Source organism: Streptomyces sp. NPDC087300, from assembly GCF_044744425.1.
Classification (GTDB): Bacteria; Actinomycetota; Actinomycetes; order Streptomycetales; family Streptomycetaceae; genus Streptomyces.
The window spans coordinates 732,970-751,643 of sequence record NZ_JBIUYI010000002.1; the positions used below are offsets into that span (position 1 = coordinate 732,970).

The window sequence follows — 18,674 nt, forward strand, 5'->3', positions numbered from 1 at the left end:
ACCTGACTCATGGGAGCCCAGCTCCGGGTCTATAAGCGTCGCATCAAATCCGTCACCGCGACCAAGAAGATCACCAAGGCGATGGAGATGATCGCCGCCTCGCGCGTCGTCAAGGCGCAGCGCAAGGTGGCGGCCTCCACTCCGTACGCGACCGAGCTCACCCGCGCGGTCACCGCGGTCGGCACGGGATCGAACACCAAGCACCCGCTGACGACGGAACCGGAGGCGGCGACGCGCTCCGCGGTGCTGCTCCTGTCGAGCGACCGCGGTCTCGCCGGTGCCTTCAACTCCAACGCCATCAAGGCCGCGGAGCAGCTGACCGCCCGTCTCGAGGCCGAGGGCAAGGAGGTCGACTCGTACATCGTCGGCCGCCGTGGTCTGGCCCACTACAAGTTCCGCGAGCGCAAGGTCGTGGAGTCGTGGGCGGGCTTCACCGACGAGCCCACGTACGCGGACGCCAAGTTGATCGCGGCGCCGCTGATCGAGGCGATCGAGAAGGAGACGGCGGAGGGCGGCGTGGACGAGCTCCACATCGTCTACACCGAGTTCGTCTCGATGATGACGCAGACGGCCATCGACGGCCGGCTGCTGCCGCTCAGTCTCGAAGAGGTCGCGGAGGAGTCGTCCACCAAGGGCGAGATCCTTCCGCTGTTCGACTTCGAGCCGTCGGCGGAGGACGTCCTCGACGCCCTGCTGCCGCGCTACGTCGAGAGCCGTATCTACAACGCGCTGCTCCAGTCGGCTGCTTCCAAGCACGCCGCCACGCGCCGCGCGATGAAGTCGGCGACCGACAACGCCGGGGACCTGATCAACAGCCTCTCCCGGCTTGCCAACGCGGCCCGCCAGGCCGAAATCACCCAGGAAATCAGCGAGATCGTCGGCGGCACAGCAGCGCTGGCCGACGCGACCGCGGGGAGTGACAAGTAATGACGACCACTGTTGAGACGGCCGTTGCCACGGGCCGCGTCGCCCGGGTCATCGGCCCGGTCGTCGACGTGGAGTTCCCCGTCGACGCGATGCCGGAGATCTACAACGCCCTGCACGTCCAGGTCGACGACCCGGCCGAGGAGGGCGCGAAGAAGACGCTGACCCTCGAGGTCGCCCAGCACCTGGGTGACGGCGTGGTCCGCGCGATCTCGATGCAGCCCACTGACGGCCTGGTCCGCCAGGCGCCCGTCACCGACACCGGCAAGGGCATCTCGGTGCCGGTCGGCGACGTGACCAAGGGCCGGGTGTTCAACACCCTCGGTGAGGTCCTGAACGACGACCCGTCGACGGTCGCCGACGCCGAGCGCTGGACGATCCACCGCAAGGCCCCGGCGTTCGACCAGCTCGAGTCGAAGACCGAGATGTTCGAGACCGGCCTGAAGGTCGTCGACCTTCTCACCCCGTACGTCAAGGGTGGAAAGATCGGTCTGTTCGGTGGTGCCGGTGTCGGCAAGACCGTCCTCATCCAGGAAATGATCGTCCGTGTGGCCAAGCTGCACGACGGTGTCTCCGTCTTCGCGGGCGTCGGCGAGCGCACCCGTGAGGGCAACGACCTCATGGTCGAGATGGACGAGGCGGGCGTGCTCGACAAGACCGCCCTGGTCTTCGGCCAGATGGACGAGCCGCCGGGCACGCGTCTGCGCGTCGCCCTGGCCGGTCTGACCATGGCGGAGTACTTCCGCGATGTGCAGAAGCAGGACGTGCTGTTCTTCATCGACAACATCTTCCGCTTCACGCAGGCCGGTTCCGAGGTCTCGACCCTGCTCGGCCGCATGCCCTCCGCGGTGGGCTACCAGCCGAACCTGGCCGACGAGATGGGTCTCCTCCAGGAGCGCATCACCTCGACCCGTGGTCACTCGATCACCTCGATGCAGGCGATCTACGTCCCCGCGGACGACCTGACCGACCCGGCCCCGGCGACCACGTTCGCCCACCTCGACGCGACGACGGTGCTTTCCCGTCCGATCTCCGAGAAGGGCATCTACCCGGCCGTGGACCCGCTGGACTCCACGTCCCGCATCCTGGACCCGCGCTACATCACGCAGGACCACTACGACACCGCCATGCGGGTCCGTACGATCCTGCAGAAGTACAAGGACCTCCAGGACATCATCGCGATCCTCGGCATCGACGAGCTCGGCGAAGAGGACAAGCTCGTCGTCGCCCGTGCCCGTCGCGTGGAGCGCTTCCTGTCCCAGAACACCCACGCCGCCAAGCAGTTCACCGGCGTGGACGGTTCGGACGTGTCCCTCGACGAGTCGATCGCGGCCTTCAACGCGATCTGCGACGGCGAGTACGACCACTTCCCGGAGCAGGCGTTCTTCATGTGCGGTGGTCTTGAGGACCTCAAGAAGAACGCCAAGGAGCTCGGCGTCTCCTGAGCCTCGTAGCTCATCCCGGAGAGGGGCGGGTGCACCCCGCGCAGGGGCCGTGTCCCGCCCCTCTTCGTACGCCCACTAGAATTTGACCCAACACCCGGCTGAACCGCCGGGTGGTGACCCGAGGAGCCACCCTTGGCTGCTGAGCTGCATGTCGAGCTGGTCGCAGCGGACCGCAGTGTCTGGTCCGGTGAGGCCACCCTGGTCGTCGCGCGCACCACGTCCGGCGACATCGGCGTCATGCCCGGTCACCAGCCGCTGCTCGGTGTGCTGGAGTCGGGCCCGGTGACCATTCGTACGAGCGACGGCAGCACTGTCGTCGCCGCCGTCCACGGCGGATTCATCTCCTTCGCGGACGACAAGCTGTCGCTGCTGGCCGAGATCGCGGAGCTCTCCGACGAGATCGACGTCCAGCGCGCGGAGCGGGCGCTGGAGCGCGCGAAGTCGGAGGCCGACGCCTCCGCCGAGCGGCGTGCCGACGTCCGACTGCGTGCGGTGGCGCGCTGACCCCAGCGCGCGGCGTAACGTGACTCAGCCGCGGCCAGGTCCGGGAACATTCCGGACCGGGTCGCGGCTGAGGCAATGCGGGTGCAATGTATTGGTCCGTTCGAAGAGGCGAGGAGGTCGGTGCCGATGATCCTCACTCTGCTCGTGTGCGGACTTGCTGTGATCGCGCTGGTATTGGTGGGGCTCTTCGTCTTCGGCCTGCGCCGTCGGCTGATCCAGCGCTCCGGCGGGACGTTCGATTGCAGCCTGCGCTGGGACGCGCCCGAGAAGGGCGACACGTCCGGCAAAGGCTGGGGCTACGGGGTCGCCCGCTACAACGGTGACCGGATCGAGTGGTTCCGCGTCTTCTCCTACGCTCCACGGCCCCGCCGGGTCCTGGAGCGTTCGGCCATCGAGGTCGTCGACCGCCGCGCACCGGACGGCGAGGAGGAGCTGGCCCTGCTCTCCGACGCCATCGTCCTCGGCTGCCTGCACCGTGGCGTCCGCCTGGAACTGGCGATGAGCGAGGACGCCCTCACGGGTTTCCTGGCCTGGCTTGAGGCGGCGCCTCCTGGCCAGCGGGTGAACGTGGCGTAGGCAGGGCCCCTCAAGGGGCGCGGGGAACTGCGCGCCCAGCCACAGCGGGCCCGCAGACATAAGACGAAAGCCCGGTGGACAGGGGGCGTACCTGTCCACCGGGCTTTCGTCATGGAGGGGCGATACGGACTACTTCAGCCCGTCGTTGATCGCGCTCACCAACTCACCGTTGGCCGTGTCCCCGCTGAACTCCCAGAAGAACGCCCCGCCGAGCCCCTGCTGCTTGGCCCAGCCCATCTTCGAGCGGATCGTCTCCGGGGTGTCGTACGACCACCAGTTGCTGCCGCAGTGCGCGTACGCCGTACCGGCGACCGTGCCGTTGGACGGGCAGGAGTTCTTGAGGACCTTGTAGTCCTCGATGCCCGCCTCGTACGTACCGGGCGCCGCGCCGGTGGCCGTGCCGCCCGGCTCCTTCTGGGTGACGCCCGTCCAGCCGCGGCCGTAGAAGCCGATGCCGAGCAGCAGCTTGGCGGAGGGCACGCCCTTGGCCTTGAGCTTGGCGATGGCGGCGGCGGAGTTGAAGCCGTCCTTCGGGATGCCGGGGTAGGACGTGAGCGGGGAGTGCGGAGCCGTCGGGCCCTTCGCGTCCCAGGCGCCGAAGAAGTCGTACGTCATCACGTTGAACCAGTCGGCGTACTGCGAGGCGCCGCCGTAGTCGGCCGCGTCGATCTTGCCGCCGTCCGAGCCGTCCGCGGTGATGGCGGCCGTGACGAGGTTCTTGGCGCCGAACTCGTTGCGGAACGCCTGCATCATGTTCTTGAAGACGGCCGGGCCCGAGGTGTCGCAGGACAGGCCGCAGGCGTTCGGGTACTCCCAGTCCAGGTCGATGCCGTCGAAGACGTCGGCCCAGCGCGGGTCCTCGACCAGGTCGTGGCAGGACTTGGCGAAGGCCGCCGGGTTCTTCATGGCGTCGGTGAAGCCGCCGGACCAGGTCCAGCCGCCGAAGGACCAGAGGATCTTGACGTTCGGGTACTTCGCCTTCAGCTTGCGCAGCTGGTTGAAGTTGCCGCGCAGCGGCTGGTCCCAGGTGTCGGCGATGCCGTCGACGCTCTGGTCGGCGGTGTACGCCTTGTCGATCGCCGCGTAGGAGTCGCCCATGGTGCACTTGCCGCCCTGGACGTTGCCGAAGCTGTAGTTGATGTGCGTGATCTTGCCGGCCGAGCCGGAGGTGGCGATGTTCTTCGCGTGGTAGTTGCGCTGGTAGACGCCCCACTCCGTGAAGTAGCCGAGCTTGACCTTGTCACCGGGCTCGGGGTCCGGGCCGCCGCCACCGGTGGTGCGGACCTTGACGGCGCCGCTCGCGGGACCTGTCTGGTCGGCGGTGTCGCGGGCCTGGACGGTGTAGGAGTAGTCGGTGCCCTTGGTCAGGCCCGTGTCGGAGTACGACGTCCCCGTCACCGTGGCGACCTTGGCGCCGTCGCGCAGGACGTCGTAGTTCTTGACGCCCTTGTCGTCGGTGGCGGCCTTCCAGTCCAGCTTCACCGAGGTGTCGGTGATGCCGGAGGCGGCGGGGGTGCCGGGGGCGCTCGGCGGGTTGTCGCCGGGGACGCTGCCGCCGTCACAACTGCCGCCGTTCAGCGTGCACTTGGACGGGGAGCCGGCGCCCGCGCCGTTGAAGCCGAAGGAGACCGAGGCGCCGGGGGCGAGCGTCCCGTTCCAGCCGAGGTTCTTGGCGGTCCAGCGGGTGCCGGAGTTGGTGACGGTGGCGTCCCAGGCCGAGGTCACCTTGGTGTCGGAGGGGAAGTCCCACTGCACGTTCCAGGAGCTGATCGTGCTGGTGCCGGTGTTCTTGATGGTCCACTTGCCCTCGAAGCCGCTGCCCCAGTCCTGGGTCTTGGCGTACGTGGCGGTGGCCTCGGGAGCGGCCTCGGGGGCCGCTTCCGCCGAACCGCCGAGGGCGACCAGGGTGGCGAGCGGAAGCAGCAGGGTGGTCAGTCCGGCCACGGTTCGGTGTCTGAGTCGGGGTCTCGAGCGTGCGGGCTGGCTCTGTGTGAAGCGCACGAGGTGCTCCTCGGGTGAGTTACGGGGGTCTGAGGGGTTGGGACCCTGCGCCGCCCGTGAGCACGTGGAACACGTGGGGGAGTGCTCACCGCAGTGCGGCGAGAATAGAAAGGTCTGGACCAGCGGTCAAGAGGTCTGAACCAATGGCCGGATTGTTTCCCCCGTGCGCCCCCGCCGAGGCGTCAGATCCCCAACTCCTGGGCCAGGACGGCCGCCTGGACCCGGCTGCGCAGCTCCAGCTTGCCGAGCATCCGGCTGACATGCGTCTTCACCGTCGCCTCCGCCATGGCGAGCCGGCCCGCGATCTCCGCGTTGGACAGGCCCTCGCCGATGCAGGAGAGGACCTCGCGCTCGCGGCGCGTGAGGCTCTCCAGGACGGCCGGGTCCGGCGCGTTCCCGCGGCGTGCGGGGTGGGCGGGCGCGGCGAACTCCGCGATGAGGCGGCGGGTCACGGCCGGCGCGATCATGCCCTCGCCGCGCGCGACCGTGCGCACGCCCTCGATGAGGTCCCTGGCCTCGGTGTTCTTCAGGAGGAAGCCCGACGCGCCCGCGCGCAGCGCCCCGAAGACGTACTCGTCGAGGTCGAAGGTGGTCAGGACCAGCACGTCGGCGAGCCCCTCGGAGACCACCTGGCGGGTCGCGGACACCCCGTCGAGCCGGGGCATCTGCACGTCCATGAGGACCAGGTCGGGGCGCAGCTCGCGGGCGAGCTCCACGGCCCGCTCGCCGTCCGCCGCCTCGCCGACGACCTCGATGTCGGACGCGCTGCCCAGGATCAGGACGAGTCCCGCGCGCACGGCTGACTGGTCCTCGGCGACAAGCACCCGGATCATTCCTTGGCTCCTTCGTCTGCGGGGTCGACGGGCAGGGTCGCGGACACGGTCCACACCTTGCCGTCGTGGGTGCTCTCGGGGCCCGATTCGAAGGTGCCGCCGAGCAGTTCGGTGCGCTCGCGCATGCCGACGAGCCCGGCTCCCGAGCCGGGCGCTCGGGGGCCCGCCGGGTCGTCGTACGGACTCGTCACATGGATCCGCAGGGCGCGCGGCTCCTGGCCGAGCGCCACGGTGACCGGGCCGGGCGATGCGTGCTTGAGGGCGTTGGTGAGGGACTCCTGGACGATGCGGTACGCCGCCATCTCGACCGGCGCGGGCAGCTTCGGCGCCTCCGGGGCGCGGGCGTCGGCAAGGGTGACGTCGAGGCCGTTGGTGCGGGCGCCCGCGATCAGGGAGCCGAGGCCGTCGAGGGTGGGCGCGGCCGCCGGTTCCAGGTCGCCGCTGTCGGAGCGCAGGATGCCGATGAGGCGGCGCATCTCGGCCAGGCCCTCGACGCTGTTCTCGCGGATGACGCCGAGCGCGTCCTTGCTGGTCTGCGGGTTGTCCAGGGAGAGCGCCGCGGTGGAGTGGATCGCGATCGCCGAGAGGTGGTTGGCGACCATGTCGTGCAGCTCGCGGGCCATCCGGGCGCGCTCGGCGGTGACGGCCTGGACGCGGTCCATCTCGGCGAGCAGCGCGGTCTGCTCCGCGCGCAGCCTGGCGGCGTCCGCGGCCTCGCGGTGGTTGCGCACGAGCACGCCCGTGGTGGCGGGCGCGAAGGAGATCACTCCGGCGAGTACGCCGATGAGGATGGCCTGCGGGTCCTGGAACCAGGCGAGGAAGCCGATGGTGAGCGCGACCGTGATCAGGCCCGTGGTGACCGGGATGCGGCGGGCCGCTGCCGGGCTGCCGTACAGGACGGCCGCGTACACGATGTCCGTGAACATCATGATCGACGCGAGGTTGCCGAAGGTGAACTGGTCGGCGATCAGCGCGAGCGTGGCCACGGCGAGGGCGAACTGCGGAGCCGTGCGGCGCAGCAGCGACATGCAGGCCAGGACGGCCAGCGGGATCAGGGCCCAGTCGGCGCCCAGCGGCCGGTCCGTCTGCGGGTTCAGCCCGAGCGCCCACAGCGCGAGTCCGCTGAGCAGGCTGATCGCGGCGATGCCGACATCGACGCGGTGCGGGCGGGCGAGGGACAGGGCCATGCCCCCATCCAACACGCTCGGGCGGGCTGAGGGCCTGGTCCTGGGGGAGGAACCGGTCCGGCGGCGACTACATCGAACTGCCTACCGCGCCCGTCGCATGGGGCGCCGCTACATCGAAGGATGCAGTCCCACTTCGTCACTGGCGACGATGATCGAGGGCGCGTGCCGCGGGAGCCTTGAAGGGTGACAGAGCAAGCGACCAAGAGGAGCCAGCCGTGATCGTCACGCTGATCATCATCTGCGAAGTGGGCTTCTGGGTGCTGCTCGCCGCGGGCCTGGCCACCCGGTACCTGCTGCGCATGCCGCGCCTCGGCGTCGCGATCCTGCTCTGCGAGCCGCTGCTCGAACTGGTGCTCCTGGTCGTCACCGCCCTCGACCTGAAGAACGGCGCCGACCCGAGCTGGAAGCACGGCCTCGCCGCGGTCTACATCGGCTACACCGTGGGCCACGGCCACCGCACCGTGCAGTGGCTCGACGGACACGCGGCGCACCGCTTCGACGGCACGCCGGTGCCGCGCCCGCCGCGCTACGGCAAGGCCAGGGCGCTGCACGAGGCCAAGGTCTGGCTCGGCAGTGTGATCGGCGCGGCCGTCGCGAGCGGGCTGCTGCTCCTGGCCATGTGGTACGTCGACGACCCGGGCCGCACGTCGTCCCTGGAGGGGTGGATGTACACGGCCTGGCGGGCGGCGGGCATCCATGGCCTGATCGCGCTCAGCTACACGCTGTTCCCCAAGAAGGCCCCGGCGGCCACGCCCGACGAGGCGGACCGCCCGAGCTTCCTGAGCAAGCGCTAGCGCTCGCCGCCCGGCACCCACAGCACGTCCCCGACCTCCTTGTTGGCCGCCCTGGCCAGGATGAACAGGAGGTCGGAGAGGCGGTTGAGGTAGGTCGCGGTCAGCGGGTTCATGCTGCCGTTCTCCGTACCGGCGCCGTGCACCTCGAAGGCCGCCCACGTCGAGCGCTCGGCCCGGCGCACCACCGTGCACGCCTGGTGCAGCAGCGCCGCGCCCGCCGTGCCGCCGGGCAGGATGAAGCTGCGCAGCTTCTCCAGCTCGTCGAGGAAGCGGTCGCAGTCCGCCTCCAGCTTGTCGATGTAGGACTGCTCGACGCGCAGCGGCGGGTACTCGGGGTTCTCGACGACCGGCGTCGAGAGGTCGGCGCCGACGTCGAAGAGGTCGTTCTGGACCCGTACGAGGACCTTCACGACCTCCTCGTCGAGCGAGCCGAGTGCGATCGCGGTGCCGATGACGGCGTTCGCCTCGTTGGTGTCGGCGTACGCGGAGATCCGAAGATCGGTCTTGGCGGTCCTGCTCATGTCACCGAGGGCCGTCGTCCCCTGGTCGCCGGTCCGGGTGTAGATGCGCGTCAGATTGACCATGCGGCCAGCGTAGTTAGGCTCCGGCCTTCTTGAAGACCCGTGTGCCCACCGTCACGGAAACCAGGAGGAAGCCGACCGCCGTCAGGACGCCGTACAGCATGGCCGCCGTCCCGTATCCGCCCACGTAACCGGCCCGTACCGCGTCGACGAGATAGCGGAACGGCATGAAGTGCGAGAGCACGTCGAGCCAGGTGGGCGCGAGCGCCATCGGCAGCATCAGGCCGGAGAGCAGCATCGAGGGCAGGCTGATGGCGTTGACCGCGGGCCCGAACTCGTGCGGCTTGGAGACCTTCATCGCGAGAGAGTACGAGAGGGAGGCGAGCCCCGCGCTCAGCGCCGCCACGAACGCGAATCCGATGAGGATGCCGCCGACCGGCGCGCGCAGCCCCATCAGCAGGGCCGCGACGACCAGCAGCACCGACTGGAAGACGAAGAGCAGGGCGTCCCGCAGGACTCGGCCGAGCAGCAGCGCGAGGCGGCTGACGGGCGTCACCCGCATCCGCTCCACGACGCCGAACTGCTTCTCGATGATGAGCGCGAAGCCGCTGAACGTGGCGCCGAACAGGCCGAGTTGGAGCAGCAGCCCCGGCACGAGCACCTGCCAGGAGTCGCCGCGCGAGCCGAGCGGCAGATCGGCCAGGAGCGGCCCGAAGAAGAGCAGGTAGAGCAGCGGCGTCAGGACGCCGAAGAGCATCTGGAACTTGGAGCGCAGGGTCTGCCGGGCGTACCGGCCGAAGATCAGCGCGATGTCGGAGAACAGTGCGGGCATCGAGGGGTCCTGGGGTCTCAGACGGCGACGGGGGCCGTGTCGGCGGTCGCATCGGGGGCGATGGGGCGCCCGGTGATGGCGAGGAAGGTGTCCTGGAGGGTGGCGTCGATCGAGCCGCCGTACCGGAGCTTGAGTGCGCTCGGGGTGCCCTCGGCGACCACCACGCCCGCGTCGACGACGACCAGGCGGTCGGCGAGCTCGTCGGCCTCGTCGAGGTAGTGGGTGGTGAGGAAGACCGTCGTGCCGTGCTCGTCGCGCAGCCGCCGCACCAGCTTCCACAGGTCGGCGCGGCTGCCCGGGTCCAGACCCGTGGTCGGTTCGTCGAGGAAGAGCACCTCGGGCCGGTGGGTGAGGCCGAGGGCGATGTCCAGGCGCCTGCGCTGGCCGCCGGAGAGTGCGGCGCAGGGGCGCTCCATCAGCTCGGTCAGGCCGAGGTCGCGCGCCAGCTCCTCGGCGCGCGCGGCCGCCTGAGCCTTCGTCAGCCGGTACAGGCGGCCCTGGGTGACCAGCTCCTCGCGTACGGAGATGCTCAGGTCGACGCCGCCGGACTGGGCGACGTACCCGATCCTCGCGCGCACGCCTTCGGGATCGCGGGCCAGGTCGTGGCCCGCGACGGTGGCGGCCCCGCCCGTGGGCGGCAGGAGCGTGGTCAGCATCCGCAGCGTGGTGGTCTTGCCCGCGCCGTTGGGGCCGAGGAAGCCGAGGATCTCGCCGGGCTCGACGCGCAGGTCGATGCCGCGCACGGCTTCGACGGGGCCGCCCTTGGTCAGGAAGGTCCGGGCGAGCCCGGAGGTACTGATGATTGCCATGGCGACCACAAAAACAGAGTCTCTTAAATTTTGCAATGCCACCAAGTTTTGGTGTGACGCCAAGTTTTCAGGCTCCCTAGGCAGCGGCCTACGATGGGGCCATGGCTGAGGGGCTCAGAGAACGCAAGAAGCGGCAGACCAAGCAGCGGATCTCGGACATCGCGACCGGGCTCTTCCTGGAGCACGGCTTCGTGACCGTGACCATCGCGGAGATCGCGGACGCCGCTGACGTCTCGGTCAACACGGTCTACAACTACTTCCCGGCCAAGGAGGACCTCTTCCTCGACCGGGGCGGCGACATCGTCGACCGCCTCTCGCGCCATGTGCGCGGCCGCCGCGCACGGGAGTCCGCGGCCGACGCCGTCCTGCGCGAGCTGCGCGTCGACGTGGAGGCCGTGTCGCCGACCGTCGGGCTCTTCCCCGGCTGGGCCGACTTCATGAAGGTCATCACCGAGGCGCACGCCCTGCGCTCCCGGCTCTGGGCCATCCAGCAGGAGGCCGTCGAGCGGCTCACCGCGACCCTCGCCGAGGAGACCGGCGCCGCCGAGGGGGACCCGCTGCCCGGCCTCGTCGCGGGCCAGCTCTCCTGGGTCCACAGCACGCTCATGGCCTGGATCGGCGACGAGATGACCAAGTGCCGCAAGCCCGCGGAGGTCTCGCGCGAAGCCCTGGCGCTGCTCGACGAGATGGAGGACCTGCTCAGCGAGAAAGTCCTCAACTACGCGGTGCGTGGCGCCAAATGATCCGTACCGGTGTGATGTCCGTCATTGAAAAGGGGCGCTTTGGCCCGAAGGGCCTCGTTGAGGGGCGGTGGTCGGGTGACGGGCGGGCGTGACGCGCATCTCTTCACCGCCACAGGCGCCCTCACGACCGCTAACGTGCGCCGAAGAGGCATACGTAAACAGCGTGTAAGCCAAGCGTGATAAGCGGTAGGGGAGTCGGAACAGTGGCACGGAAGCTCGCCGTCATCGGAGCCGGACTCATGGGGTCCGGCATCGCACAGGTCTCCGCCCAGGCGGGCTGGGACGTCGTCCTGCGCGACGTCACCGATGAGGCCCTGACCCGTGGCACCGACGGGATCAAGGCGTCGTACGAGAAGTTCGTGAGCAAGGGCAAGCTCGCCGCCGAGGACGCCGCTGCGGCCCTCGCGCGCATCACGACCACCACCGACCTGGACGCCGTCGCCGACGCGGACATCGTCGTCGAGGCCGTGTTCGAGAAGCTGGAGGTCAAGCACGAGATCTTCCGCACGCTCGACAAGCTCGTGCGCGACGACGCCGTGCTCGCCTCCAACACCTCCGCCATCCCGATCACCAAGATCGCGGCCGTGACGGAGCGTCCGGAGCGCGTGGTCGGCGCCCACTTCTTCTCGCCCGTCCCGATGATGCAGCTCTGCGAGCTCGTGCGCGGCTACAAGACCAGCGACGAAACCCTCGCCCGCACCCGTGAGTTCGCCGAGTCCGTCGGCAAGACCTGCATCGTCGTCAACCGCGACGTCGCCGGCTTCGTGACCACCCGGCTGATCTCGGCGCTCGTCGTCGAGGCCGCCAAGCTCTACGAGTCGGGCGTCGCCAGCGCCGAGGACATCGACATCGCCTGCAAGCTCGGCTTCGGGCACGCCATGGGGCCGCTCGCGACCGCCGACCTCACCGGCGTCGACATCCTGCTGCACGCCACCAGCAACATCTACACGGAGTCCCAGGACGAGAAGTTCGCGCCGCCGGAGCTGATGCGCCGGATGGTTGACGCCGGTGACATCGGGCGCAAGAGCGGGCAGGGGTTCTACAAGCACTGAACCAGTACTGACGTACGCCGCCTGACGCCTCGTCGGACGCTTCGTCGCCTCGCGGGTCACCCCTCGGAGTGAATTCGGTATCGGTTCGCTTACAGACGGCAACTTCCTTGCCCGCGCGGCAGTCAGTTGCAGTGACATACGCAGAACGCGTTACGCAACAGACGACACAGCAGACACAGCACTCTCGGGGAGCGCATATGCACATCAGGGGCGACCAGGCCCAGCTGGTCGTCGGGGGACGCCTCGACGTACGCAGCGCGGCGGACGCCCGTACGGTCCTGCACTCGGCCGTCGACGACGGAGCCGGCGACCTGGTGCTCGACCTGTCCGAACTCGACTCGTGGGACGCCACGGGACTCGGCGTCATCATGGGCGCCCACCGCAGGGCAGGCCGGTGCGGACGCAGACTCGTGCTGCGCCACGTGCCGCCCCAGATGCAGCGCCTCCTCGTGGCGACCCGGCTGCACCGGATCCTCGCCATCGAGGGCGGCATCGGCGTCGAATCGCTCCCCAGAGCCTGAACCCGCACCTCACGCACAATCCTCACGAGACTGTGACGTCTCGGGCGGGGCGGTACCCCGCCCTCTCGTAGATACTGAGCAAAGGTCTAGGGTTCGGTCGCCCACCGATATACGAACCCGCACGGGGGCACCGGACCAGAAGCGACAGCGCAGTGTGCACGAAGGCCGGAGGGGGCTCTGCACACCACGCATCTGGGGGGCTAAGACCATGGACCCGATGAACCGGGGACCGGAAGAGTACGGCCACGACGGCTTCAACGACGACGAATCGGCGCGCCCCGCGCGCCCGCCGCGCGATCCCATGACACCGGATTTCGGCCAGCCCGCACCCGCGCTGGCCCGCACCGTGCAGCTCGTCTCCGGTGACTTCCTGCTGACCGTCAATCCCGTGGACGGCAGCGAGATCGAGCCCTGCCCGCCCGGCGAGCGACCGGGCAGGCCCACCAAGCGCACCGCCACCGAGCGCGCCGAACTGCGCAGGGCCGCGATGCCGCCCGTGCCGCCGGGGCCCGCGCTGCCCAGGCTGCCGCTCCTGGAGCGCCAGGAGGAGCGCGAGCGGCTCGTACGCCTGCTCGCGCGCGGCCGTTCCGTGCGGCTCACCGGACCCGCGGGATCGGGGCGCACGACGCTCCTGAACACCGTCGCGGACGACTGCGCCGACCTGGCGCCCGACGGCGTCGTACGGCTCTCCGGGTACCGCAGGACGGCCATGGAGCTGCTCCACGACCTCTTCGCGCACGTCTACAACGCACCGCTGCACCGCCCCGAGCGCGCCCAGCTGCTCGAACTCGTCCACGACATCGGCGCCGTCGTCGTCCTGGACGACCTGGAGTTCGGCGGCGCGGGCCTGGACGAGCTGCTCGACGCGACACCCGAGTGCGCCTTCATCGTCTCCACCACGCCCGACGTCGCGGCGCCGTCCGCCGCGTCCCACCTCGAAGAGGTGTTCCTCGGCGGGCTCGGCCGCGGCGGCAGCCTGGAGCTGCTCGAACGCGTCGTCGGCCGCGTCCTCGACGACGAGGAGGCCAACTGGGCGGGCGACCTGTGGTTCGAGTCCGAGGGGCTGCCGCTGCGCTTCGTGCAGGCGGGCGCCCTGCTCCGGCAGCGCGACCAGCTGCGCGCCGACCCGCACGCCTTCGAGGAGTACGGCTACTACGCGGAGACCCCGGTCGACGCGCCCTTCGACGCCGTCGAGGGCGACGACGTACCGCTGCCCTCGCTCGCCGACGGCGCGGCGCCCGCGGCCCTGCTCGCCGCCCGGCTCAGCCCGTCCGCCCGCGCCACGCTGCGCTTCGCCGTCGGGCTCGGCGGCGAACTGCCGCACCAGGCGCACCTGCCCGCCCTGGTGGGCGACACCCACGCGGACGCGGCCCTCGCCGAACTGGTGAGCTGCGCCCTGGTCGGCGCGGTCGGCGCGCACTACCGCCTCGCCGCCGGGGTCCGCACCCAGCTGGAGAGCGCCGGATACGCCGACGACGCCACCGGGCAGGCCCAGGCTGCCGCCCAGCACTACGCCTGGTGGGCCGGACACCCCTCGGTCACCCCCGAGCGGGTCGCCGCCGAGGCGGACGCCGTGCTCGCCGCGCTGGCCGCCCTGGTGGCCCCCGCGAGCGGCGCCGCCGTGCTGCTCGCCCGCACCGCCGCGCCCGCCTTCGCCGGCGGGCTCGACTGGGGCGCCTGGGAGCGTGCCCTGCGGTCCGGCCAGGAAGCCGCGCGCAACGCCGGTGAAGTCGCCGAAGAGGCCTATTTCCACCACGAGTTGGGCATCCTCGCGCTCTGCGGCGGACAGCTCGACCGGGCCCGCGCCGAGCTGGAGGCCTCCATCGGGCTGCGCGGCGCGCTCGCCGACAAGCGGGGCATGATCTCGGGCCGCAGGGCCCTCGCCCTGGTCGCCGACCGCACGGGCGGCATGCCGCCCGTCGGGGGCGCCACCGCGGGCGACGAGGTGCCCGACGCGCGCTACGAGGAGTCGGCGTCGCCCCCCGGCGGCGTCCCGGCCGCCTTCGCGCTGCCCGAACCGCCGCCGGAGCCGGACACCCTGGTCACCAGCCGCGTCGTCCCCGCCGTCGGCGCGGGACCCGCGCCGAGCCGCCGCTCCATCATCAGCGGCACCCGGCGCAACCTCATCGCGGCCGGCGCGGGCGCCCTGCTCGCCGCCGTGCTCGGCACGGTCGTGACGCTCGGCGCCACCTCCGACAAGAACGACCCGCACGAGGGCGACAAGGTCAAGACGGAGCAGTCCGCGAAGGAGGACCGCGACGGCGACGGCCTCAACGCCGACAAGCCGCAGAAGGACTCCACGAGCCGTCCCGAAGACCCGGGCAAGGACGGCGTCGTCGGCACCTCCGACGACCCCACGCCGAGCGCCGGCGGGGATCCTTCGGGCAAGCCGAGCGACAGCGGCAAGCCGTCGGACGAGCCGAGCGGCAAGCCGACGAAGCCCACGGACAAGCCGACCAAGCCGACCGACAAGCCCACCAAGCCGACGGACAAGCCGACGAAGCCGACGGACCCGCCGACCAAGCCGCCGACGACCCCGCCGACCACGCCGCCCACGACCCCGCCGACGACGCCGCCCACGAGCGACGCCCCGCCGTCCTCGCCCGACGTCTCGACGTCGGCGAGCGGCCCCGCGAGCAGCGCGCCGCAGTCCCCGGCCGAGTCCGGTACGGCCTAGGGCCTTTCGTTTGGATCAGGCCGGGCTCGCGGGGTCTGGCACGCCCTCCCCCAAGCTCTCGGCTTCGCTCGAGCAGGGAGGTGCCCCCTCCGGCGTTGTCGTCGGTTGCCAACGCTCCGCGTTGCCGCCCTCCTCCGCCTTGCGATCGCACGCACCAGACCCCGCTCCCTGATCCGGCCTGATCCAAACGAAAGACCCTAGGCGGCAGACGCGGTACACACATACGGAGAGGGCCGGGTCCTGGTGGACCCGGCCCTCTCCGTATGCGTACGAGAACGTGTACGACGGGTCAGAACAGCCGCAGCTTGTCGTCCTCGATGCCGCGCAGCGCGTTGTAGTCCAGGACGGCGCAGCCGATGCCGCGGTCCGTGGCGAGCACCCGGGCCTGCGGCTTGATCTCCTGGGCCGCGAAGATGCCCCTGACGGGCGCCAGGTGCGGGTCGCGGTTCAACAGCTCCAGATAGCGCGTGAGTTGCTCCACGCCGTCGATCTCGCCGCGCCGCTTGATCTCGACGGCGACGGTCTGCCCGTCGGCGTCGCGGCAGAGGATGTCCACCGGGCCGATCGCCGTCATGTACTCGCGGCGGATCAGCGAATATCCGTCGCCCAGCGTCTCGATCCGGTCGGCGAGCAGCTCCTGAAGGTGTGCTTCCACGCCGTCCTTGATGAGGCCGGGGTCGACGCCCAGTTCGTGGGAGGAGTCGTGCAGGATCTCCTCCATCGTGATGATGAGCTTCTCGCCCCCCTTGTTCACGACGGTCCACACACCGGCGTCGTCCCCCGAGCCCTCCTTCAAGGTGCAGGGCGGAGACATCCAGTTGAGCGGTTTGTAGGCCCTGTCGTCCGCGTGGATCGACACGCTGCCGTCCGCCTTCACGAGGATCAGGCGGGGGGCCGAGGGGAGATGGGCGGTGAGCCTGCCCGCGTAGTCCACGGAGCATCGGGCAATGACGAGACGCATGGGGCGCAACGCTACTCGACCGGGGCCGGTGCACGCGATTCGCCCGCCCGTCTCTGTCACGCGCACGACTTGTCCGGCGATGAACCTGTTCGATCCTGGCCGGTTATGCGCCCAATCTCCTGGTGCCGTTACCGCCCGTTGCCTACCGTAGAAGCGGGAGGTCGTCATCCGTGCACGCTGCGTATGCGGACTCCCTCCCTGTCCGTAAGCCCCCGCTCCCCGGGGGTGCGAGAGGAGAACCCATGTCGCTCGACGTCTCACCGGCACTGTTGGAACAGGCCGAGCGAGGCGAGGTGGACGAAGCGGAATTCGTCGACTGCGTCCGGACCTCCCTGCCTTACGCATGGGAGATGATCAGCTCCTTGGTGGCCCAGCTGAAGGTCGACGGCGGACAGTTCGCCGACAACCAGACGCCGCCGCCGGACGAGCAGGCCCGTGGACAGCTGCTGCGCGCGCTCGCGAGTGACGCGATTCGTGGCGCGTTGCAGCGGCATTTCGGGGTACGGCTGGCATTCCAGAACTGCCACCGTGTGGCGGTGTTCCCGCTGGACCCGTCGGTGGACGAGCGGCTCGCCCGCTTCACGTCGATCCGGGGCCAGCTGCTCAACCAGTCACCCGAACTGCGCGACTGCTGACGCCTGTTGCTGCCGCTCCGTACGCGGGAGGTGTTTCAGTCCGGAGCGGCAGCTCCGCAGCGCGAGGCCGGCCTCAGGTGAGCTGGGGCAGTACTTCGGCGCCCAGTCTGCGCACGTTCTCCTCGGTGGCGGCGAGATCGCCCGAACCCTCGACGAGCAGCGCGAAGCGCGTGATGCCCGTCCGCTCCGAGGTGGCGGCGAGCCGGTCGGCACAGACTTGCGGGGTGCCCACGGGGTGCAGCCCGCAGAGCAGTTCGGTGTAGGCGAGCGGATCGCGCATGGCCCGCTTGCGGCCGTCCACCGTGACATGGGCGTCGAGACCCTGTTTGAGCCAGCCGGGCATCGCTTTCTGTAACACCTCCGCCGCCTCCAGACGCCGGTCGGCGATCTGGGCGACCCCGGCGGACACATGGGCGGCGGTGGCGATTTCCTCGGGCGTATGCCCCGCAGCACGTGCGTGCCGATTCCACAAGGCCACCATTTCGGCCTTCTCGACGTCGCCCACGTGCATGCCGAGCAGCATCGGCAGACCGCGCTGCGCGGCCAGCCGCACGCTCGACGGCGACGTACACGCGACGACCACTTCGGGGCCGCTGTCGTCCTGGCCGCCGAGCGCCTCCTGCGGGCGCGGCACGACGGCGACCTCACGGAAGGCGAACCGCTCGCCCGCGCTCTCCACCCGGGGTTCCCGCAGCCACGAGAGCAACAGGTCGAGGGATTCGGGGAACCCCTTCTCGTACGCCTCCAGACCGGAGCCGAAGACTTCCAGGTCCACCCAGGGCCCGCCGCGTCCGACACCGAGCGAGAAGCGTCCGCCGGACGTCAGGTGCAGCAGCGCGGCCTGCTCGCCGAGTGCGACGGGGTGCACGGTGGGCAGGACGCTCACCGCCGTGCCGACCCGGATCCGCCGGGTGCGCCCGAGCAGCAGTGCCGCGAGGGTCACCGCCGAAGGACACGTGCCGTACGGCACGAAGTGGTGCTCGGCGAGCCAGACCGCGTCCAGACCCGCCTCCTCGGCCACCTCGGCGGACCGCACCGCCCGGTGCAGCGCCTCCCCCTGCCCCTGTCCGGGGAACTGGGCGGCCAGAACAAAACTACCTACACGCATGAAACTCCTGCCTCCTTGGCGCCGACGCAGGCACTCCCCCTACGGGCAACAACGCATGACACGTGCCAAAGGCACGGCCTGGCATGAAGATTGTTGGATTTTCTGCGCAATGCCAGGGGGCCTGTGGGGGTCGGTGGGGGACGGGTACCCGTCGGCCCGGCGCGTAGGCTGGTCACACCCCTGATCGCCGTACAGCCCGTGAGGTGTCCTGTGTCCCCGCGCCGCAACCGCCCCAAGGGCGCCGGAGAGTCGAGTCCGTCATCCGACGCGGAACAGCCTGGCCGCTACGGAGGCTTCGAGCGCTCGGAGAACTGGCAGGGCGAGGAGTGGAGCGTACGCCACGTGGCGGGCGCGAGCGCGGCGGGCAAGCGCTACCGCTGCCCCGGCTGCGACCAGGAGATCCCCGGGGGCCTCGCGCACGTGGTGGCCTGGCCCGCGCACTCGGGCGTGGACGAGCGCAGGCACTGGCACAAGGCGTGCTGGAACGCGAAGGACCGCCGCACCACGCGGGTGCAGCGGTCCCGTAACGCTCCGAGGTACTAGCCCGGCGA

19 protein-coding genes are annotated in these 18,674 nt (G+C 70.3%); 11 read left to right on the top strand and 8 right to left on the bottom strand.

Features of this window, described 5'->3' with window-relative positions; translation table 11 throughout:
* The first annotated feature begins 9 nt into the window (after nt 1-9).
* From ACIO9J_RS08910 to ACIO9J_RS08925, 4 genes are all read left to right on the top strand, one after another.
* The gene (locus ACIO9J_RS08910) at nt 10-927 is read left to right on the top strand and encodes a F0F1 ATP synthase subunit gamma (protein ID WP_401994783.1); all 918 of its coding nucleotides are present in this window, start codon (nt 10-12) and stop codon (nt 925-927) included.
* Complete coding sequence (gene atpD, locus ACIO9J_RS08915) at nt 927-2,369, top strand: F0F1 ATP synthase subunit beta (RefSeq protein ID WP_401994786.1); 1,443 nt, start codon at nt 927-929, stop codon at nt 2,367-2,369. Before ACIO9J_RS08910 ends, atpD begins: the two co-directional genes overlap by 1 nt.
* A gap of 132 nt (nt 2,370-2,501) precedes the next feature.
* On the top strand, nt 2,502-2,873 hold the full coding sequence (locus ACIO9J_RS08920; protein WP_098244806.1) for a F0F1 ATP synthase subunit epsilon: 372 nt from the start codon (nt 2,502-2,504) through the stop codon (nt 2,871-2,873).
* A gap of 126 nt (nt 2,874-2,999) precedes the next feature.
* Nucleotides 3,000-3,449 (top strand): DUF2550 domain-containing protein, encoded by a 450-nt coding sequence (locus ACIO9J_RS08925; protein ID WP_055552327.1) that lies wholly within the window; start codon nt 3,000-3,002, stop codon nt 3,447-3,449.
* Nucleotides 3,450-3,578: 129 nt separating this feature from the next.
* On the opposite strand, the gene ACIO9J_RS08930 is transcribed toward ACIO9J_RS08925, so the two are convergent.
* The 3 genes from ACIO9J_RS08930 to ACIO9J_RS08940 form a co-directional block, all read right to left on the bottom strand.
* On the bottom strand, nt 3,579-5,393 hold the full coding sequence (locus ACIO9J_RS08930; protein WP_401994791.1) for a glycosyl hydrolase family 18 protein: 1,815 nt from the start codon (nt 5,391-5,393) through the stop codon (nt 3,579-3,581).
* A gap of 239 nt (nt 5,394-5,632) precedes the next feature.
* Nucleotides 5,633-6,283: a response regulator gene (locus tag ACIO9J_RS08935; RefSeq protein ID WP_401994794.1), complete on the bottom strand. Its 651-nt coding sequence runs from the start codon at nt 6,281-6,283 to the stop codon at nt 5,633-5,635.
* Nucleotides 6,280-7,470, bottom strand: a complete 1,191-nt coding sequence (locus tag ACIO9J_RS08940; RefSeq protein WP_401994797.1) for a sensor histidine kinase — start codon at nt 7,468-7,470, stop codon at nt 6,280-6,282. The genes ACIO9J_RS08935 and ACIO9J_RS08940 overlap by 4 nt, the downstream gene beginning before the upstream one ends.
* A 215-nt stretch (nt 7,471-7,685) precedes the next feature.
* Here ACIO9J_RS08940 and ACIO9J_RS08945 point away from each other — a divergent pair, with 215 nt between their 5' ends.
* Complete coding sequence (locus ACIO9J_RS08945; RefSeq protein ID WP_401994800.1) at nt 7,686-8,264, top strand: hypothetical protein; 579 nt, start codon at nt 7,686-7,688, stop codon at nt 8,262-8,264.
* Here ACIO9J_RS08945 and ACIO9J_RS08950 read toward each other — a convergent pair.
* Genes ACIO9J_RS08950 through ACIO9J_RS08960 form a run of 3 tightly spaced genes read right to left on the bottom strand, consistent with a single transcriptional unit; the run spans nt 8,261 to nt 10,426 of the window.
* Nucleotides 8,261-8,848 carry a cob(I)yrinic acid a,c-diamide adenosyltransferase gene (locus ACIO9J_RS08950; protein WP_401994803.1) on the bottom strand — a complete coding sequence of 196 codons (588 nt, stop codon included), beginning with the start codon at nt 8,846-8,848 and terminating at the stop codon, nt 8,261-8,263. The genes ACIO9J_RS08945 and ACIO9J_RS08950 overlap by 4 nt on opposite strands.
* 13 nt (nt 8,849-8,861) lie before the next feature.
* Complete coding sequence (locus tag ACIO9J_RS08955; RefSeq protein WP_401994806.1) at nt 8,862-9,617, bottom strand: ABC transporter permease; 756 nt, start codon at nt 9,615-9,617, stop codon at nt 8,862-8,864.
* A gap of 17 nt (nt 9,618-9,634) precedes the next feature.
* Nucleotides 9,635-10,426, bottom strand: coding sequence for an ATP-binding cassette domain-containing protein (locus ACIO9J_RS08960; protein ID WP_401994808.1), 792 nt, complete (start codon nt 10,424-10,426; stop codon nt 9,635-9,637).
* A gap of 101 nt (nt 10,427-10,527) precedes the next feature.
* Between ACIO9J_RS08960 and ACIO9J_RS08965 the strand changes: the two genes are divergently transcribed.
* The 4 genes from ACIO9J_RS08965 to ACIO9J_RS08980 all read left to right on the top strand — a co-directional run bounded on the left by ACIO9J_RS08965 (nt 10,528) and on the right by ACIO9J_RS08980 (nt 15,419).
* On the top strand, nt 10,528-11,169 hold the full coding sequence (locus tag ACIO9J_RS08965) for a TetR/AcrR family transcriptional regulator (protein WP_401994811.1): 642 nt from the start codon (nt 10,528-10,530) through the stop codon (nt 11,167-11,169).
* A 203-nt stretch (nt 11,170-11,372) separates the two neighbouring features.
* Entirely contained in the window at nt 11,373-12,221 is an 849-nt protein-coding gene (locus tag ACIO9J_RS08970; protein ID WP_401994814.1) for a 3-hydroxyacyl-CoA dehydrogenase family protein, read from the top strand.
* 197 nt (nt 12,222-12,418) lie between these two features.
* Nucleotides 12,419-12,742 (top strand): STAS domain-containing protein, encoded by a 324-nt coding sequence (locus ACIO9J_RS08975; RefSeq protein WP_030792181.1) that lies wholly within the window; start codon nt 12,419-12,421, stop codon nt 12,740-12,742.
* Nucleotides 12,743-12,950: 208 nt separating this feature from the next.
* Nucleotides 12,951-15,419: an ATP-binding protein gene (locus tag ACIO9J_RS08980; RefSeq protein WP_401994818.1), complete on the top strand. Its 2,469-nt coding sequence runs from the start codon at nt 12,951-12,953 to the stop codon at nt 15,417-15,419.
* Between the two features lie 289 nt (nt 15,420-15,708).
* On the opposite strand, the gene nucS is transcribed toward ACIO9J_RS08980, so the two are convergent.
* Nucleotides 15,709-16,380, bottom strand: coding sequence for an endonuclease NucS (nucS, locus tag ACIO9J_RS08985; protein ID WP_401994821.1), 672 nt, complete (start codon nt 16,378-16,380; stop codon nt 15,709-15,711).
* Nucleotides 16,381-16,622: 242 nt separating this feature from the next.
* On the opposite strand from nucS, the gene ACIO9J_RS08990 reads away from it, so the two are divergent.
* Nucleotides 16,623-17,015 carry an SCO5389 family protein gene (locus tag ACIO9J_RS08990; protein ID WP_401994824.1) on the top strand — a complete coding sequence of 131 codons (393 nt, stop codon included), beginning with the start codon at nt 16,623-16,625 and terminating at the stop codon, nt 17,013-17,015.
* Between the two features lie 73 nt (nt 17,016-17,088).
* Here ACIO9J_RS08990 and ACIO9J_RS08995 read toward each other — a convergent pair whose 3' ends face one another.
* Nucleotides 17,089-18,123, bottom strand: coding sequence for an LLM class flavin-dependent oxidoreductase (locus ACIO9J_RS08995; protein ID WP_401994827.1), 1,035 nt, complete (start codon nt 18,121-18,123; stop codon nt 17,089-17,091).
* Nucleotides 18,124-18,333: 210 nt separating this feature from the next.
* Here ACIO9J_RS08995 and ACIO9J_RS09000 point away from each other — a divergent pair, with 210 nt between their 5' ends.
* Nucleotides 18,334-18,666 carry an ATP/GTP-binding protein gene (locus ACIO9J_RS09000; RefSeq protein WP_401994830.1) on the top strand — a complete coding sequence of 111 codons (333 nt, stop codon included), beginning with the start codon at nt 18,334-18,336 and terminating at the stop codon, nt 18,664-18,666.
* The last annotated feature ends 8 nt before the right edge of the window (nt 18,667-18,674 follow it).

Bases quoted from the DNA above. Each gene is read 5' to 3' on its own strand.
- ACIO9J_RS08910 (WP_401994783.1), top strand. From the start codon at position 10: ATGGGAGCCCAGCTCCGGGTCTATAAGCGTCGCATCAAATCCGTCACC.
- atpD (WP_401994786.1), top strand. From the start codon at position 927: ATGACGACCACTGTTGAGACGGCCGTTGCCACGGGCCGCGTCGCCCGG.
- ACIO9J_RS08925 (WP_055552327.1), top strand. From the start codon at position 3,000: ATGATCCTCACTCTGCTCGTGTGCGGACTTGCTGTGATCGCGCTGGTA.
- ACIO9J_RS08935 (WP_401994794.1), bottom strand. From the start codon at position 6,283: ATGATCCGGGTGCTTGTCGCCGAGGACCAGTCAGCCGTGCGCGCGGGA.
- ACIO9J_RS08940 (WP_401994797.1), bottom strand. From the start codon at position 7,470: ATGGCCCTGTCCCTCGCCCGCCCGCACCGCGTCGATGTCGGCATCGCC.
- ACIO9J_RS08950 (WP_401994803.1), bottom strand. From the start codon at position 8,848: ATGGTCAATCTGACGCGCATCTACACCCGGACCGGCGACCAGGGGACG.
- ACIO9J_RS08955 (WP_401994806.1), bottom strand. From the start codon at position 9,617: ATGCCCGCACTGTTCTCCGACATCGCGCTGATCTTCGGCCGGTACGCC.
- ACIO9J_RS08960 (WP_401994808.1), bottom strand. From the start codon at position 10,426: ATGGCAATCATCAGTACCTCCGGGCTCGCCCGGACCTTCCTGACCAAG.
- ACIO9J_RS08965 (WP_401994811.1), top strand. From the start codon at position 10,528: ATGGCTGAGGGGCTCAGAGAACGCAAGAAGCGGCAGACCAAGCAGCGG.
- ACIO9J_RS08975 (WP_030792181.1), top strand. From the start codon at position 12,419: ATGCACATCAGGGGCGACCAGGCCCAGCTGGTCGTCGGGGGACGCCTC.
- ACIO9J_RS08980 (WP_401994818.1), top strand. From the start codon at position 12,951: ATGGACCCGATGAACCGGGGACCGGAAGAGTACGGCCACGACGGCTTC.
- nucS (WP_401994821.1), bottom strand. From the start codon at position 16,380: ATGCGTCTCGTCATTGCCCGATGCTCCGTGGACTACGCGGGCAGGCTC.
- ACIO9J_RS08990 (WP_401994824.1), top strand. From the start codon at position 16,623: ATGTCGCTCGACGTCTCACCGGCACTGTTGGAACAGGCCGAGCGAGGC.
- ACIO9J_RS08995 (WP_401994827.1), bottom strand. From the start codon at position 18,123: ATGCGTGTAGGTAGTTTTGTTCTGGCCGCCCAGTTCCCCGGACAGGGG.